The following is a 15547-nucleotide window of genomic DNA, read 5'->3' on the forward strand; positions in this document are numbered from 1 at the left end:
CGGCTTTTCTGTACTAATTTAAGTTTTAACTGTTCCTATCTTTTGGTAACTTAGTAACACCCAACATATAAAACACAATACAATTAATTTAAATAAATTATGAGCACCAAAAAAATTGCACTTATAACTGGTGGTAGCCGCGGATTAGGCCGGGACATGGCGCTTAAAATAGCTAAAAAAGACATTCATGTGCTTTTAACCTACCACACGAATAAAACAGCTGCCGAAACTGTGGTTGCTGAAATCCAACAACAGAGTGGTTCCGCAAAAGCATTTCAATTAGACACGAGTAGGATTGAACAATTTGATTCTTTTTTTAATACTGTTTCGGAATATTTGCGCTCTGAATTCAACTCAAAATCTTTTCACTACCTGATTAATAATGCCGGAACCGGACTTTATCAGCCTTTTGAAAAAACTACCGAAGCCCAGTTCGACGACATGTTTAACATCCATTTAAAAGGGGTATATTTTTTAACACAAAAAGCGGTGCCTTATCTCGCAGACGGCGGCAGTATAATTAATATTTCTTCCGGCTTAGCACGATTTACTTTTCCAAACTCTTCGGCTTATGCTGTTATGAAAGGTGCTATCGATGTATTTACACGCTATCTGGCAAAGGAGCTGGGAACAAGAAAAATAAGAGCTAACGTTGTGGCTCCCGGCGCAATCGCTACCGATTTTGGGAACGGAGAAAACAAAACCAATGAAGTTAAAAGACAGCTGGTAGCTAATGTTACCGCATTAGGACGCGTGGGCGAACCCGAAGATATTGGTGGTATCGTTGCATTTTTATGTACCGAGGACGCTAAATGGATTAATGGTCAGCGTATAGAAGCCACTGGAGGCTGTATGTTGTAAAACAAACAAATACCAAAAAACATCATGGAAAAAATAACAATACAAAGTCTTATTTCCGGAGACAAAAAAAACATCTGGAACTATTACACGGCACCCGAGCACATTATAAACTGGAACTTTGCATCGCCAGACTGGTGTTGTCCCTATGCCGAAAATGATTTAAAAATTGGAGGCACTTATAAAGCACGTATGGAAGCTAAGGATGGCAGCCAGGGTTTCGATTTTATATGCACCTACAGAAAACTGATTCCTGAAGAATCGTTCTGTTATGTTATGGAAAACAGCCGGGAAGTTACAGTAGATTTCCATCGTGTAGATAAACAAACTCAAGTGACTATTACTTTCGATCCTGAAACAGAACACGATTTAGAACTGCAGCGCCAGGGCTGGCAGGCTATACTTAATAATTTTAAAAGTTACGCAGAACAACAACAACAACAACAACAACAACAACAACAATGAAACCCAAATAGACCCTAATTAACTAAAAATCAAATAATCACCCAATTAAATTGTGTTTTAAAATCAGTTTTAATGAGATTTTTTCATGCAGAAAACTAAAAGGTTTTCCATGAAAAATCAAATTAGTTTCCATTCATTATTGTACCATATTTTTATATCGAGTTTAATTTGTTAATACTGTAAAACAAACTGCTTAAATCACAATACATTTCAGTAAAAGTTCTTTTTCCTGTCTCCTTAGTTTCAAACTCATATTCGTCGATTATTGAATTGTAACCAATTACAAATACTTCTAATTTAAAAGTTTCTTTAAGTCTGTTATGTTCCTGCTTTTCAAATACTTGTTCGGTCTCAATCCCCTTAATAGGTTTTCCATTTTTTAAATATATAACCCGGGTTACAGTCCCTTTTTCTCCACTGATTTCTTCAATTATTTTCCGAACACAATTATTTTGTCTCCAAACTTTAACTTCTCCCTGATCATCAGTGTTTTGGTTCATAAATTCATTCCAGCTAACATGAGACAATTCATAATTACCCAGATTTTGTTCAATTACATGTATTTCCTTTTCTATTTCTGAAAATTTTAATTCTTGTCCATGAGAAAAATAATTAAGGAATAAAAAAAAGATAAAAGAGTAAAGTTTTTTCATGTTTATATAAGGCATGTAAGTTAAAAATCAATCATTTTCGTGTTTAAACTATTTAAGTAACAAAAAGTGACAACAAATAAATAAATCCTGATAATACAATGATTGGAATACATATTAAAATTAACGAGTGTTTTATGAATAATTTAAAACTCAACACAATTAGTCCAATTATCACAAAAGGATAACTATTTATCAAAATAAAAAAAAGAAAAGTAAGAAACAGGTATTCCGGGTTGTCAAACATAAAAATTGAACCAAAAAAGATTATCGGCCAAATTGATACAGTCACTAAAGTAGAATAATTTAAGATTCTAATCGACCAGGGCAATTCAGGTCTATTAAATATTATCGGTAATGTTTTATTTTTCAATTCTTAGCTATTTTAAAATCGTATTACTTAATCTTCAATTTCTTTTTAAAATTCACTATTAAATACAACGTAAAACACCAACACGTTTCTCTGCTACTCCCCAAAATTTTTCTTTTTCTTCCTTTTCCCAAAAAGTCGTTTAAAGAAGCCATCCCGTTTTTCAGGGTTACAATCCAGAGCTTCTAATACGGCATCCGACGGGGTTTCAAACTTTGCTCGGGTTATACTATTATAATTTCTATCCTGATTTAGCTGCGTTAAAAAATTAGCTACTATAGGCAGTGCTGAATTTGCACCCTGCCCGATACTGGTCGAGCTAAAACCAATATTATAATTATCATTCCCGACCCAAGCCCCCATAACCAGATTTGGCGTTACGCCCATAAACCAGCCATCTTTATTATCCTGAGTCGTACCTGTTTTGCCAGCCATATCGTTTTGCAAATTATAAGTTGACCTTATCCGTTTAGCGGTCCCCTCATTCACCGTCGACTGCATAAATGCAATCATGGTTTCTCTGGTAAAATCAGAATAAGCCGGTGGCTGTGGGGACCTGGATTTATGCTGGTATAAAACCTTCCCCGATTTATCTTCAATTTTTTCGATACAATACGGAACAGCCGGTCTCCCCTCATTTACAAAAGAGGTATAAGCTGTAGTAAGTTCTAATAAGGATAATTCTGCTGTTCCTAGAGCCAGGGATGGCACTTCAGGCAATTCAGACACTATCCCCATGTCACGGGCCTGTTGTATTACCGGTTGTATCCCTACCTGTTCCAGTACTTTTACAGCGATAGTGTTTACCGAATGACTTAAGGCTTTTTCCAAAGAATAATTCATATACGGATCGACTTCATCTTTTGAAGCATTAGAGGGCGTCCAGCCTTCCTGATTGGCATACGTCACCTCTTTTACTGAAAAATAAGTACATGGATCCATCCCCGATTCTATGGCCGTTGTATAAACTATAGGTTTAAATGTAGATCCCACCTGACGTTTTCCCATACTAACATGGTCGAACTTAAAGTGCTCAAAATTAATACCGCCCACATAAGCCTGCACAGCCCCTGAATGCGGATTTACAGCCACAAAACCAGAGTTTAAATATTTTATATAGTGTTTTAAACTATCTATAGTGGATGCTAACATTAAAGTATCCCCTTCATAAGTAAATAAAGGGCGCTTAATTTTTACTTTCAAAGAATCCAGAATCTGCGATTCAGAAAGCGACTTTTGCTTTAGTTTTTTGTATTGTGGCAGCGCCTTAACCTGTTCAGATATCAGTTGTGTATTGCGTTCCCAAGGGGCATTATTACCATAGCCCTTTTCAAACTGACGTTGAAGGTTCTGCATATGCGCCGTCATAGCCTGTTCGGCATAGTCCTGCATACTATAATCCAGAGTTGTCGTTATTTTCAAACCATCTTTATACAAATTATAAGTGCTACCTCCGGAGGTATTTAAACTATCCAGCACTTTTGTAACCTGTTGGCGTATCAACTCCCTGAAATAAGGCCCCACTCCTTCGTTATACGAAAACTTATGATAGTCTATAGTTAACGGCTGATTGCTTACCTCTAGTCTTGTTGCTTCGTCCAGATAGCCATATTTTACCATTTGCTGTAATACCACATCGCGTCTTAACTGACTGCGCTCAGGAAACAATCTTGGGTTATAACTATGATTCGCTTTTAAAGTCCCCACCAAGGTTGCAGCCTCAGACAAATCGAGCGCACTGGTCGTGGTATTAAAAAAACGCTGCGCGGCACTTTCTATGCCAAAGGTATTTTCACTAAACGGCACTGTATTAAGATACAGGGCAATAATATCATCTTTCCCATACACCTGTTCTATACGCCTAGCAATAATCATTTCCTTAATCTTATTAACCGGTAATGAAAACGGACCATAATGTTTTCTTCCGAATAAATTTTTCGCCAGTTGTTGTGTTATCGTACTACCTCCTCCTGCCGAATCGTCCTGAAGCAACAGACTTTTAAAGAATACCCTAAAAAAACTTTGATAATCTATCCCGCTGTGCTCGTAAAACCGGGCATCTTCTGTAGCTACTAATCCTTGAACCAGATAATCTGGAATATCTTTAAAGCTGATAATCTGCCGGTCGAAAATAAAATATTTGCCCAGAAGTTTATCATGACTGTCTAACACCACACTAGCCTCGGCCTGTTGTAATTCGGCCAACTCTTTTTTGCTCGGGATTTTCCCCAAAAGCCCAATATAAATACTGCCAATAAAAGCAATGAACACTAAAACCAGAATGCCAATCCATTTAAGAAGCACTGTTTTCCAGTTACCAGCCTTGTTTCGAGTCTGTTTTTTCAATTTTAAGTTTTAAAAATGAGAGGCGTAATTTACAAGATTTGCAGAAAAGAACATAATGCCCTTTTTATTAAAAATGAAAGCCTTACTAAAGGATGAATCAAGCATCCTCCCTGACAACAACAAACGAACTCTACCATTTAAAAGTCTACCTATTAAAAATATGGTATAGATAATCTCCAATTATGTAACTTAAAAATTAAGCTAAAAACTGAATATGCTATTTATTTGCACTCCAGTTTTCATAACAGCTATCCAGGAAAGCCTGTCCTTTAGCTACATACTCTTCTGTAAAAACGGTAAAGTGGTCTCCAGGAAAGTACTCAATTTCTATTGCTGTATTGGCATGTAATTTTTCTAACTCTCCTTCCAGTAACTCTACAGCACTATTTAACTTAAAATTATCTGCCGTCCCAACCGAAATCCTCATTTTATTAGAAATAAGTGGCTTATAAAATTCCCAATTATGTCTAAGCTGATACGAAATATCATATCGCCTAAAAAGCTCCCTGGCAGTTTCATTATCTATGGCACCCGTTGTAGAATTAACCAGTCGTCTAATCTGGTTATTTTTATCGCGGGAACTGAATACAGCATCGAATGAATGAAACTGTTCTCCCCGATCTATTACTTTTTCTATGCCGTACAAATCCTTACCACTTACTATAGGAAATCGCCCTGCCAGCATTAAATCGTACAGCAGCATACCTTTTTCACTATAAAATTTATTAGAATCCTCGTAAATATTCGAACCCTGCCAATTTCTAAAGTCTACCTGATCTGGTGCACTCGACCAGCACCCGGAAAAAGTTTCCGGATATTGCATCTGAAGCCATAGCACTGTCCAGCCTCCACTACTATGACCAAATAAAAACCGAGCATCTTTTGTGCGATACTTTTTTGATAACTCAGGAATAAATTCCTTAACCAAAGCATTTCCCCAGGGGCCATTTATATCGCTGTTGGCATATACAGAATGTCCCTCCTTACAATTGCCATCCAGATAAACCACAATTGCCGGTTCATTATTTAATTTATGAAATACATACTTACCCTTGCCGGAATGTAATTTATAATTCGCACCATATCCAAAAACCGAAAATATCACCGGATACGAAACATCAGACGCATCATAGCCTTCTGGTAATTGAACTGCACCGGAAATATAGGTATCTTCATTATGAAATGAACTTAATAGCGATGACCTTAACTTTAACTCTTTTAACTGATTGGTTTCGCTAAAGGGTATATCATTAACGATTTCTGTACATACCAGTTCAAAAACTTTATCAAAGCGTTTGTCAAAAGTCACTTTTATAGGCTTAGAATACAAATTACCGGGGCTATTGGCCATATACTGTCCCCCTAAATTTCTATCAAAAACAGCTTGTACATAATAATCTCCGCGTTCTATATTAGATAATTCAGCAGGGTAAAATATCGAAGTATCATCGAAAACAACCTGTTCATTCGGTTTTAAATTAGTAACCTCTACCCTGTAAACCGGAGGTAATTCAATAGGTAAAAATGCCGCTTTCGGGTTTGGGTTTTCCTTAGATAAATACAAAACTACGCTACCACTAAAGGCATCCTTTATCTGGTCGCCCGCATAGGACACCTTAATTTGTTGTGCACAAATTGTAAAACTTAAAAGCAAAAGCAGGAATACTGGAAAATACGTTTTCATAAGGTATGTATTGAAACAATTGGTTGGTTAATAAATGGATTTCAGAAAAATGCTTCAACATAATGTCAAAGCAATACAAGATACTAAAATCAAAAGAATTTTATCAACATCTCATCTAAGCACATATTAAACACAAATTCTAAACACAATAACAACTATTTAAACAAGTTTTATCGCTTTCTCAAACAAGATGATTATTATTTTTTACCGCTTTTTACAGAAGCCTGAAATTTTACAGCTGGTATCCTTAAAAAAATTTAAACTAAAGCTATGAAACAGCCTTTCTTTGGTGTACCCCAAAAATATAAACCATTAATAATCAGTAGTAAGCTTTTTTTTTTAGTAATTTTAGTGGACTATTAATCACAACCCACCATTATTATGAAAAAAAGCTTGTTTGTTCTGATGCTTGGATTCCTATCCCTGCTTACAGCGTGTAAAGACACCCCTAAAGAAACACCTGCAGCTGAAGACACTCCGGCCGAAGAAGCCGCTATCGCAACACCAAGTGTACCAACCAATCCTTTAAAAAATGTGTATTGGGGAGACCAGCACTTACACACTGCTTGGTCTGCCGATGCTGGAGCCGTAGGGACCCGCTTAGGGCCAGAAGGGGCCTTACGTTTTGCCCGAGGTGAAGAAGTCATCAGTGCCACCAAGCAAAAAGCAAAATTAAATCGTCCCTTGGACTGGTTGGCCATTACAGACCATTCCGATGGTGCTGGGGTAATTACTGCCGTTATCGAGGGAGATGAAGCCGTTATGGGCGACCCAATCGTGGCCCAATATCATGCCGATATGGAAGCTGGAGGTGAAAAAGCTGCAGCTGTAATGATGGACCTTATCAACCGTCAATCCAATAATAACCTGCCGCCTGTATTCACTGATCCTGCTTTTGCAAAATCGGTATGGCTAAAAAATATAGATATTGTAGAAAAGTTCAACGATCCAGGTAAATTCACTGCCTTTATTGCCTACGAATACTCTTCTAACTATGGAGGAGGAAACAACCTGCACCGGAACGTCATTTATCGCGATGGCGGAGACATTGCCAAACAATTTAGTCCTATGACAACCTTCGATTCGGAAAACCCGGAAGATCTTTGGAAATGGATGGCAAACTTCGAAGAAAAAACAGGTGGCTCCCTATTGGCCATTCCGCATAACGGAAACCTATCAAACGGACTCATGTTTAAAACCACCGCTTTCGATGGGTCTCCACTCACCAAGGAACTGGCCACCATGCGCAACAAATATGAAGTGCTTTACGAAATCACCCAAGGAAAAGGCACCAGTGAAACCCACCCCATTTTATCGCCCAACGACGAGTTTGCTAATTTTGAAATCTGGGACAAAGGGAATCTTGTAATGGTACCTAAATCCAAAGACATGCTCCAAACCGAATACGCCAGAAAAGCCTTAAAGGATGGTTTAATGCTGGAGAGCAAACTTGGCGTGAACCCTTTTAAATACGGTTTTGTTGGTGGTACCGACTCCCACACTTCCCTTACGACAGCTGAGGAAGACAATTATTGGGGAAAATATGCCTCTTCTGAACCCAGTGCCGAACGTTGGTCTGAAAAAGCATTAGACTTCCCATCTGGATTTGTGCGTGGGTGGCAGTTGGGTGCTTCAGGATATACCGGTGTTTGGGCCGAATCCAACACCAGGGAGTCCCTATGGGACGCCATGAAACGCAAAGAAACCTATGCCTCTACCGGCCCTAGAATAACCGTACGCTTTTTTGGAGGTTTCAACTATACCGATGCCGATATGGCCGATGCCAACAGTGTTCAAATTGGCTACGACAAAGGCGTGCCTATGGGTGGCAATCTAAAAGCAGCACCAGAAGGTAAGGCTCCTACTTTTTTAATTCATGCAGTTAAAGACCCTACCAGCGGGAATCTAGACCGCATACAGGTTATTAAAGGCTGGCTGGATGCCAGCGGCAATACCCACGAAAAAATCTATAATGTGGTTTGGGGCGATGCGAACAAGCGCCAATTGGATGCCAAAGGCAACCTGCCACCTGTAGGCAAAACTGTAGACATAAAAAATGCCTCATGGGAAAATACTATTGGGGCTACCGAATTGAAAACTTTTTGGAAAGATCCCGAGTTTGACCCATCGTTGAAAGCTTTCTACTATGTAAGGGTTTTAGAAATTCCAACCCCACGTTGGACAACCTTCGACATGAAGCGTTACAATATTACCATGACAGACGATGTACCACGTACCATACAGGAACGCGCCTATACATCGCCAATCTGGTATAACCCATAATCAATTGAAATAAGTTGCTTTATTAAAATAAAACCATTTTTTATGAAATCTATTTTTTTTAGCCTTATGTTCTCCGTGACTTTCTTCGTTGGCTGCAAAGACACTCCAAAAGAAGACACCACAACCGACAATACTCCTGCTGAAAAAGAAGCTATAACACCTAGAGTGACTAGCAATTCACTAAAAGATGTATACTGGGGAGACACTCATAATCACACTGGCAACTCCTTTGACGTGTTCTTATTTGGAACACCCAATTCAACACCTGAAATTGCTTACCGATTTGCAAAAGGAGAAGAAGTTGAAAGCCCTACCACGGGCAAACCCTGGAAATTAAGCAAACCTCTAGATTTCCTTGTGGTGGCCGACCACTCCGAGTTAATAGGCTCTATTCCATTAATGTATGAAAACACAACGGGTATTTCAGACACAAAAACCGGAAAAGCTTTCTTAGCAATCGCTCCCAACAAATCGGAAGAGAACATGCAAAAAATATACGATATCCTAAATTATGCTGCGTTCGACCAACCCAACGATGCCAATCTCGGCGCTAAAGATTTAGTCAACGACATTGGAGGCAACAAAGTAAAAGAAGCTTGGACACGCTATGTAGAAACAGCCGAAAAGCACAACAATCCAGGAAAATTCACCACACTCATAGGTTGGGAATGGTCTTCCAATAACAGTGGCGCCAACCTGCACAGAGTGGTTTTTATGCCTCAAGGTGGCGATGTGGCCAAACAGTTTATTCCATATAGTGCTCTAGATAGTGACAACCCTGAAGATCTTTGGGCCTGGCTGGAGACCACGAGTCAAAAAACAGGTGCCGAATTTGTAGCCATCCCCCATAACCCCAATATTAGTTTGGGATTGATGTTTGCTGAAACCCGTTTAAACGGAAAACCTATTGATAAGGCATATGCAGATGCTCGAATGAAGTGGGAGCGTTCTGTAGAGATTACCCAAATTAAAGGAGATTCTGAAGCTCACCCAGCCTTGTCACCTAATGATGAGTTTGCCGATTTTGAAACCTATGATTTTGCTTTAACACCAGATGGCACACGACCTGCCCCAACCAAAGCAGACTATGTCCGCTCTGGACTGAAAACCGGATTGGAACTTGAAAAGAAAATTGGAGCCAACCCTTATAAAATTGGATTTGTGGGCAGCTCCGATTCCCATACAGGAATGTCTGCCATTGAAGAAACCAACTTTGCTGGTAAAGGCCAACATGATTCCGAACCCAAAAAACGTGCTCACCCTACAGGCATTGGGTCTTCCAAAGGCTGGGATATGGGCGCTGCTGGATGGGTAGGCGTTTGGGCCGAAAGCAATACGCGCCAGAGCATTGTGGATGCCTTTCAACGTAAAGAAGTCTATGCTACCACAGGGCCACGCATCACCTTACGTGTGTTTGGCAGCTATAATTTTGCTGAAAACGACCTGAATGCAGATATGGTAAAAACAGGCTATGACAAAGGGGTTCCTATGGGTGGCGATTTAAATAAAACTGCCAATGGTGCGGCTCCTGGATTTTTGATATCCGCATTAAAAGACCCTGACGGCGCCAATTTGGATAGGATTCAAGTGGTTAAAGGCTGGTTAAAAGCCGATGGCACAGCTGAAGAAAAAATATATGATGTCGCCTTATCCGACGGCAGAACAGACGGTAAGCAAAAAGTAGGCAACACTGTAGACCTAAAAACAGGAAAATACACCAATTCCATTGGAGATACCGAACTAAAAGTATTTTGGAAAGATCCAGATTTCAACCCTAGCCAAGGTGCCTTTTATTATGTGAGAGTTCTGGAAATCCCAACTCCAAGATATTCTTTATACGATGCTATTGAACTGGGTATTGATGTAAAAGAAACAAATCATCCCGCAACCATTCAAGAACGCATCTATAGTTCGCCAATCTGGTATAACCCAAACTAAATTGAAAACGTTTTATTTCAAAATTAAAACCAATTATTATGAAGTCATTAATATTAAGTACCGTGCTGTCCATCATGTTTTTGGTAGCATGCAAGAATGACCAAAAAAGCAGTAGCGACAAAAGTGTTATTGAGAAAATTGATTCTACTTTAGTTGAAACAACCATTAAGGAAAACCCTAATAAAGATGCATATTTTGGCAACCTACACGTACACACTAGCTGGTCCTTTGATGGTTACACCAATGGTTCTGTAACCACTCCAGATGACGCCTACCGTTGGGCAAAAGGAGAGGCCATTCCTGGCGGCGGCGGAGGCGGCGATTTACAAATAAAAGTACCTTTAGACTGGTACGCCGTATCCGATCATGCCGAATATATGGGGGTCTTTAAAAAAATGGAAGACCCCGAAAGTCCTTTTAGTAAACTCCCCATCGCAAAAAGAATTACCTCAGATGATGCTTCGGAATCCTTTGCAGCCTTTGCTGAAGTATTGGATGGCATGAACAAGGGAGTGCCTCAAGATGAATTGACTGATGCCGATTTAGCCAAATCTCTTTGGAAAGAAATCATTGCCATTGGCGATAAGCACAATGAGCCAGGAAAGTTTACCACATTTTCTGCCTTTGAATGGACCTCAGCACCAAATAACCGCAATCTTCATAGAGTTGTATTGTTTGGAGACAATTCCAACATCCCAAGCCTTCCCTATTCGGTGTTTGATTCTGCAAAACCTGAAGATTTATGGACTTATATGGAAAACGCCAGAAAAAAAGGCGCTACTTTATTGGCAGTTCCCCATAATGGAAATGCTAGTGACGGTATGATGTTTGAATTGGTGGATTCTGAAGACAATGCCATAACCAAAGCCTATAGTGAAACTCGTATGAGAAATGAACCCTTATATGAAATCACTCAAATTAAAGGAACCTCTGAAGTGCATCCAGACCTGAGCCCTAATGACGAATTTGCCAATTTTGAATTATGGGACTACACGCTTTCTGCGATTACGGAACGTCCTAAAAACCGAAAAGGAAGCTACTTAAGAGAAGCCTATAAAGATGGATTAAAGCTAGACAGTAAAGGTGCGGGTAATCCTTTTAAATATGGGGTCATTGGAGATTCAGATACTCACAACTCGGCATCCAGTATAGAAGAAGATAATTACACTGGGAAATTTGGTATGGAAAACAACCCAGAGCACCGTCTTGAAGGAATTCCGGGAAATAAAGAGGCCAGTAACCAACAAATACGAGAATTTAGCTCAGGAGGATTGGCAGGTGTTTGGGCAGAAGCAAATACCAGGGAATCCATTTTTGAAGCTTTGAAAAGAAAAGAAACATTTGGAACTTCCGGTCCTCGTATGAAAGTGCGTTTTTTTGGCGGTTATAGTTATACCGAAGACTTATTAGGTCAAAACAATTGGTTAAAAACGGCTTACGAGAGCGGTGTACCAATGGGAAGTGATTTAAAACTATCTAATGGAAAGGCGCCTTCCTTTGTGATTCATGCAGTAAAAGAAGCCGATGGCGCTAATCTTGATCGTATTCAAGTTATAAAAGGTTGGTTAGATGCCAATGGCAAAACCCATGAAAAAATATACAATGTTGCCATGTCGGATGGAAGAACGGCAGATAGCAACGGTAATGTTACTGCTGTAGGAAATACAGTAGACATTAAAAACGCCTCATATACCAACGACATTGGAGCTACTGAATTAAAAACCGTTTGGACCGATCCTGATTTTGACGCGCAACAATATGCCTTTTATTATGTAAGAGTTCTGGAAATTCCGACGCCGCGCTGGAGTACTTACGATGCCAAAACATTAGGAATAGAACCACGAAAAGATCTTCCAACGAGCATTCAGGAACGTGCCTGGAGCAGCCCGATATGGTATAACCCAAACTAATTATATGAAACGACTTATTAAAGAACCCCTGATCCATTTTTTTCTGTTAGGCACCCTACTGTTTGTGCTTTACAATCAAGTAAACAAAAACGACACCGAGCAGGATATCATTGTTGACAATGCCGATGTTGAACATATGGCCGAACTCTGGCGCATGCAGTGGCAAAGGCCTCCAACCTCAGAAGAATTAGAAGGTCTAATCGACAAATACGTCAACCAGGAAGTTCTTTACCGGGAAGCGCTTAAGATGAATCTGGACCATAACGACGAGATTGTAAAACGGAGACTCGCTCAGAAAATGGAATTTCTCGGTCAGGATTTGTCAGGTATGATGGCTCCTGCTTCCGACGAGAATCTGAAAGCCTATTTTGAAGATCATAAAAAAGACTTCACGACACCCTATCGTTACACCTTATATCAGGTGATTTTCACAGCTGATAATCACTCAAATCCTGTGGAACAAGCCAAAGCGGTATTAAAAGAGTATGGCGCTTCCGACGTTCAGGGTATGCAGGGTAAAGGCGATACTTTCCTTTTGGATTATGCCTTAGAGGGCACCGATGCCTTTTACCTGAACCGCGAATTCGGAGCACATTTTACCAAACAACTGGAAACCTTAGCTACTGGCCAATGGGTAGGACCTATTGCATCGGGTTATGGCGTGCATCTGGTGTATATTGCATCTAAAAACGAACCTGAAATTCCGGCTTTTGAAACAGTAAAAGATGCTGTACAACGCGATTACGAATACAAGATAGAACAGGAAAGCCAGGAAGCTATCCTTAAAGCGCTTAAAGACAATTATAAGGTCCGCATTACTGCAGACAATCTTGAAAAAGCCACGACTAAAGAACTGGCACAAAACCAATAGCTATGACACGTATATATAACATATTCCTGTTCGCTTTTGTGCTATTGTGTTCAACAATGGTTAAGGCACACGAAATCAGACCCGCCTATTTACAAATAGTCCAGCAGGACGAAACCCATTATCAGATTTTATGGAAAGTCCCGGCTATGGGCGATATGGTACTAAAAATTTACCCAAGCTTCGAAGATGGTTTTCAGCTTCAGGAAACCGGATTGGCAAGACCTGTAAGTGGTGCTATGATACACAATTATACCTTAATCGGAAACCGCCAGCTGGAAGGCAGTCGAATTGAAATTGTAAACCTCAACAAAACCATGGTAGACGTTCTGGTTAACGTGACCTATCTTAATGGTGAAAAAATTTCTCTGATGTTGCACCCAGACAGCGCATCGACATTATTACCCGGAAAAAGCAGCAAATGGCAGGTTGCAAAAACGTATACGCTGTTAGGAGTTGAACACATTCTTCTGGGCTTTGACCATCTTTTGTTTGTTCTGGCCTTAATTATAATAACGGTAGGATTTAAAAAATTATTGAAGACTATTACCGCTTTCACTCTGGCCCACAGTATTACCTTAAGTTTTTCTGCTTTAGGTTTAGCCAGTTTACCTGGTCCGCCCGTAGAAGCAGTTATCGCTTTAAGTATTGTTTTTCTGGCCTTAGAAATACTGAAACTTCAACAAGGTAAACCGACACTTACCAGTGAAAAACCCTGGTTGGTCGCTTTTGTTTTTGGATTATTGCATGGGTTTGGATTCGCCGGCGCTTTAACCGACATCGGACTGCCACAAACAGAAATTCCATTAGCTCTGGCCACATTTAATATTGGTGTAGAACTGGGACAGATCCTTTTCGTCTTAGCTGTAGTCGCCATCGGGTACCTTATAAAATCGGTTATTCCTAAAAAAGGCTGGATTCCTAAAGTATTACCGTACGGTATTGGTTCTGTGGCCATGTTCTGGACGATTGAACGCGTTATAGGTTTTTGGGGATAGTTATAGTACAAATATTATATGAATGGAAAAATAATTTTAAGAAGTTGAATTCAATTACTCCCTATAAAATCATATTGAATATAGACGTTTTTTTGCAGTAAGCATAAAAAGGAGCTAAACTTAAAAAAGTTAAACTTTCAATTTCCAGTTACACATTTTTCAGCAAAAGTATCTCTTAAATCATTTTAATGTTAACTAAGAATATCAAAAATAATTGCACACAATACCCCTGTAACCATAAACAGGTACATCAGTACTATAAAAACATTTAAGCGTCCTGTTATTTCTTTTGTAAAAGGAGATTCTTCTTGTTTAATATATTTTGGCCTATACTCTTTTATAGAAATACCTTTATATGATGTGTAAAGCCTATACCACTTATAAACAAAAAACATTGCAGATAACATGCATATAAATAAAACAATAGGGCCTAAAACTTTAATCATAATTTAATTATTGGCTAATTTGTTTAATATTTTTTTTGAGTCATCTCTCATTGTAATTCTTCAAACTAATTTTAACAACCTGACACTAAATTAGTTTTAAGTTTATGGTCTCCAAATTAGTTTGAATACACTCCTTTTTAAATCAAATCAATTCATATTTTATGATAGTCCTAAAACAATAAATCCTTGCTAATCTTAAAGATTGCAAGGATTTATAATAATTTAGTATTTCTACTTGTGACCGCGCCAGGATTCAAACCTGGAACCTCTTGAGCCGTAATCAAGTGCGCTATTCAGTTGCGCCACGCGGCCGATTTTGTGGGTGCAAATATAGGAGATTATTCCGTTTACACAAAATATTTTTCAATAGATATTTAAAAAATTTTCAAAGGAAATTCCAAAACGCACTTAACCCACTACAAATCAGTATTTTTATGAATTGTAAATATTTCCATTAAACGATTTCTGCACTTAATCCCGCTTGTAAAAGTTTGTAACAACGCGGTTCCAAATCGTTATAAGGTCCTGTTTTTACCGTACACTTACCCTTATAATGCACTATAATAGAACACTGCTCGGCTTGTTCCGGCGTGTGATCGCAGGCATAAATTAAAGTGTCGATAACATGGTCGAAGGTATTTACCTCATCGTTATAAAGTATAATTTCGTTTTCCTTCTGCTCCTTGGTTTCAACGAGAACCTCTTCTAATACTTTTTCTTTCGTACTCATT

General features: G+C 39.1%; 12 protein-coding genes and 1 tRNA gene. 7 read left to right on the forward strand and 6 right to left on the reverse strand.

Going from position 1 to position 15547, the window contains the following annotated elements; translation table 11 throughout:
* Positions 1–99: 99 nt before the first annotated feature.
* Together I3217_RS07790 and I3217_RS07795 are read left to right on the forward strand one after the other, a co-directional pair.
* Complete coding sequence (locus I3217_RS07790) at positions 100–861, forward strand: SDR family oxidoreductase (RefSeq protein ID WP_435049197.1); 762 nt, start codon at positions 100–102, stop codon at positions 859–861.
* Positions 862–885: 24 nt separating this feature from the next.
* A complete protein-coding gene (locus I3217_RS07795) occupies positions 886–1323 on the forward strand; it encodes an SRPBCC domain-containing protein (protein WP_435049198.1) in 438 nt (145 codons plus the stop codon).
* Positions 1324–1475: 152 nt separating this feature from the next.
* Here the strand turns inward: I3217_RS07795 and I3217_RS07800 are convergent, their stop codons facing one another.
* The 3 genes from I3217_RS07800 to I3217_RS07810 all read right to left on the reverse strand — a co-directional run bounded on the left by I3217_RS07800 (position 1476) and on the right by I3217_RS07810 (position 6373).
* On the reverse strand, positions 1476–1976 hold the full coding sequence (locus tag I3217_RS07800; protein WP_435049199.1) for a hypothetical protein: 501 nt from the start codon (positions 1974–1976) through the stop codon (positions 1476–1478).
* A 463-nt stretch (positions 1977–2439) separates the two neighbouring features.
* Positions 2440–4689 (reverse strand): penicillin-binding protein 1A, encoded by a 2250-nt coding sequence (locus tag I3217_RS07805; RefSeq protein WP_435049200.1) that lies wholly within the window; start codon positions 4687–4689, stop codon positions 2440–2442.
* Between the two features lie 217 nt (positions 4690–4906).
* On the reverse strand, positions 4907–6373 hold the full coding sequence (locus I3217_RS07810; protein ID WP_435049201.1) for an alpha/beta hydrolase-fold protein: 1467 nt from the start codon (positions 6371–6373) through the stop codon (positions 4907–4909).
* A gap of 381 nt (positions 6374–6754) precedes the next feature.
* Here I3217_RS07810 and I3217_RS07815 point away from each other — a divergent pair, with 381 nt between their 5' ends.
* From I3217_RS07815 to I3217_RS07835, 5 genes are read left to right on the forward strand one after another with little or no spacing between them, the layout of a single operon-like run.
* On the forward strand, positions 6755–8656 hold the full coding sequence (locus tag I3217_RS07815; protein WP_435049202.1) for a DUF3604 domain-containing protein: 1902 nt from the start codon (positions 6755–6757) through the stop codon (positions 8654–8656).
* 42 nt (positions 8657–8698) lie between these two features.
* Positions 8699–10594 (forward strand): DUF3604 domain-containing protein, encoded by a 1896-nt coding sequence (locus I3217_RS07820; protein WP_435049203.1) that lies wholly within the window; start codon positions 8699–8701, stop codon positions 10592–10594.
* Between the two features lie 38 nt (positions 10595–10632).
* On the forward strand, positions 10633–12504 hold the full coding sequence (locus tag I3217_RS07825; RefSeq protein WP_435049204.1) for a DUF3604 domain-containing protein: 1872 nt from the start codon (positions 10633–10635) through the stop codon (positions 12502–12504).
* A 4-nt stretch (positions 12505–12508) separates the two neighbouring features.
* Complete coding sequence (locus tag I3217_RS07830; RefSeq protein WP_435049205.1) at positions 12509–13375, forward strand: peptidyl-prolyl cis-trans isomerase; 867 nt, start codon at positions 12509–12511, stop codon at positions 13373–13375.
* Positions 13376–13377: 2 nt separating this feature from the next.
* On the forward strand, positions 13378–14370 hold the full coding sequence (locus tag I3217_RS07835) for a HupE/UreJ family protein (protein WP_435049206.1): 993 nt from the start codon (positions 13378–13380) through the stop codon (positions 14368–14370).
* A gap of 191 nt (positions 14371–14561) precedes the next feature.
* Here the strand turns inward: I3217_RS07835 and I3217_RS07840 are convergent, their stop codons facing one another.
* The 3 genes from I3217_RS07840 to I3217_RS07850 form a co-directional block, all read right to left on the reverse strand.
* The gene (locus tag I3217_RS07840; RefSeq protein ID WP_435049207.1) at positions 14562–14816 is read right to left on the reverse strand and encodes a hypothetical protein; all 255 of its coding nucleotides are present in this window, start codon (positions 14814–14816) and stop codon (positions 14562–14564) included.
* 238 nt (positions 14817–15054) lie between these two features.
* Positions 15055–15128, reverse strand: a tRNA-Arg gene (locus tag I3217_RS07845).
* A 142-nt stretch (positions 15129–15270) separates the two neighbouring features.
* Positions 15271–15546 carry an ATP-dependent Clp protease adaptor ClpS gene (locus I3217_RS07850; protein WP_435049208.1) on the reverse strand — a complete coding sequence of 92 codons (276 nt, stop codon included), beginning with the start codon at positions 15544–15546 and terminating at the stop codon, positions 15271–15273.
* Position 15547 lies beyond the last annotated feature (1 nt).

Source organism: Formosa sp. S-31, assembly GCF_051172795.1.
In the GTDB taxonomy this organism is placed as follows: Bacteria; Bacteroidota; Bacteroidia; order Flavobacteriales; family Flavobacteriaceae; genus Formosa.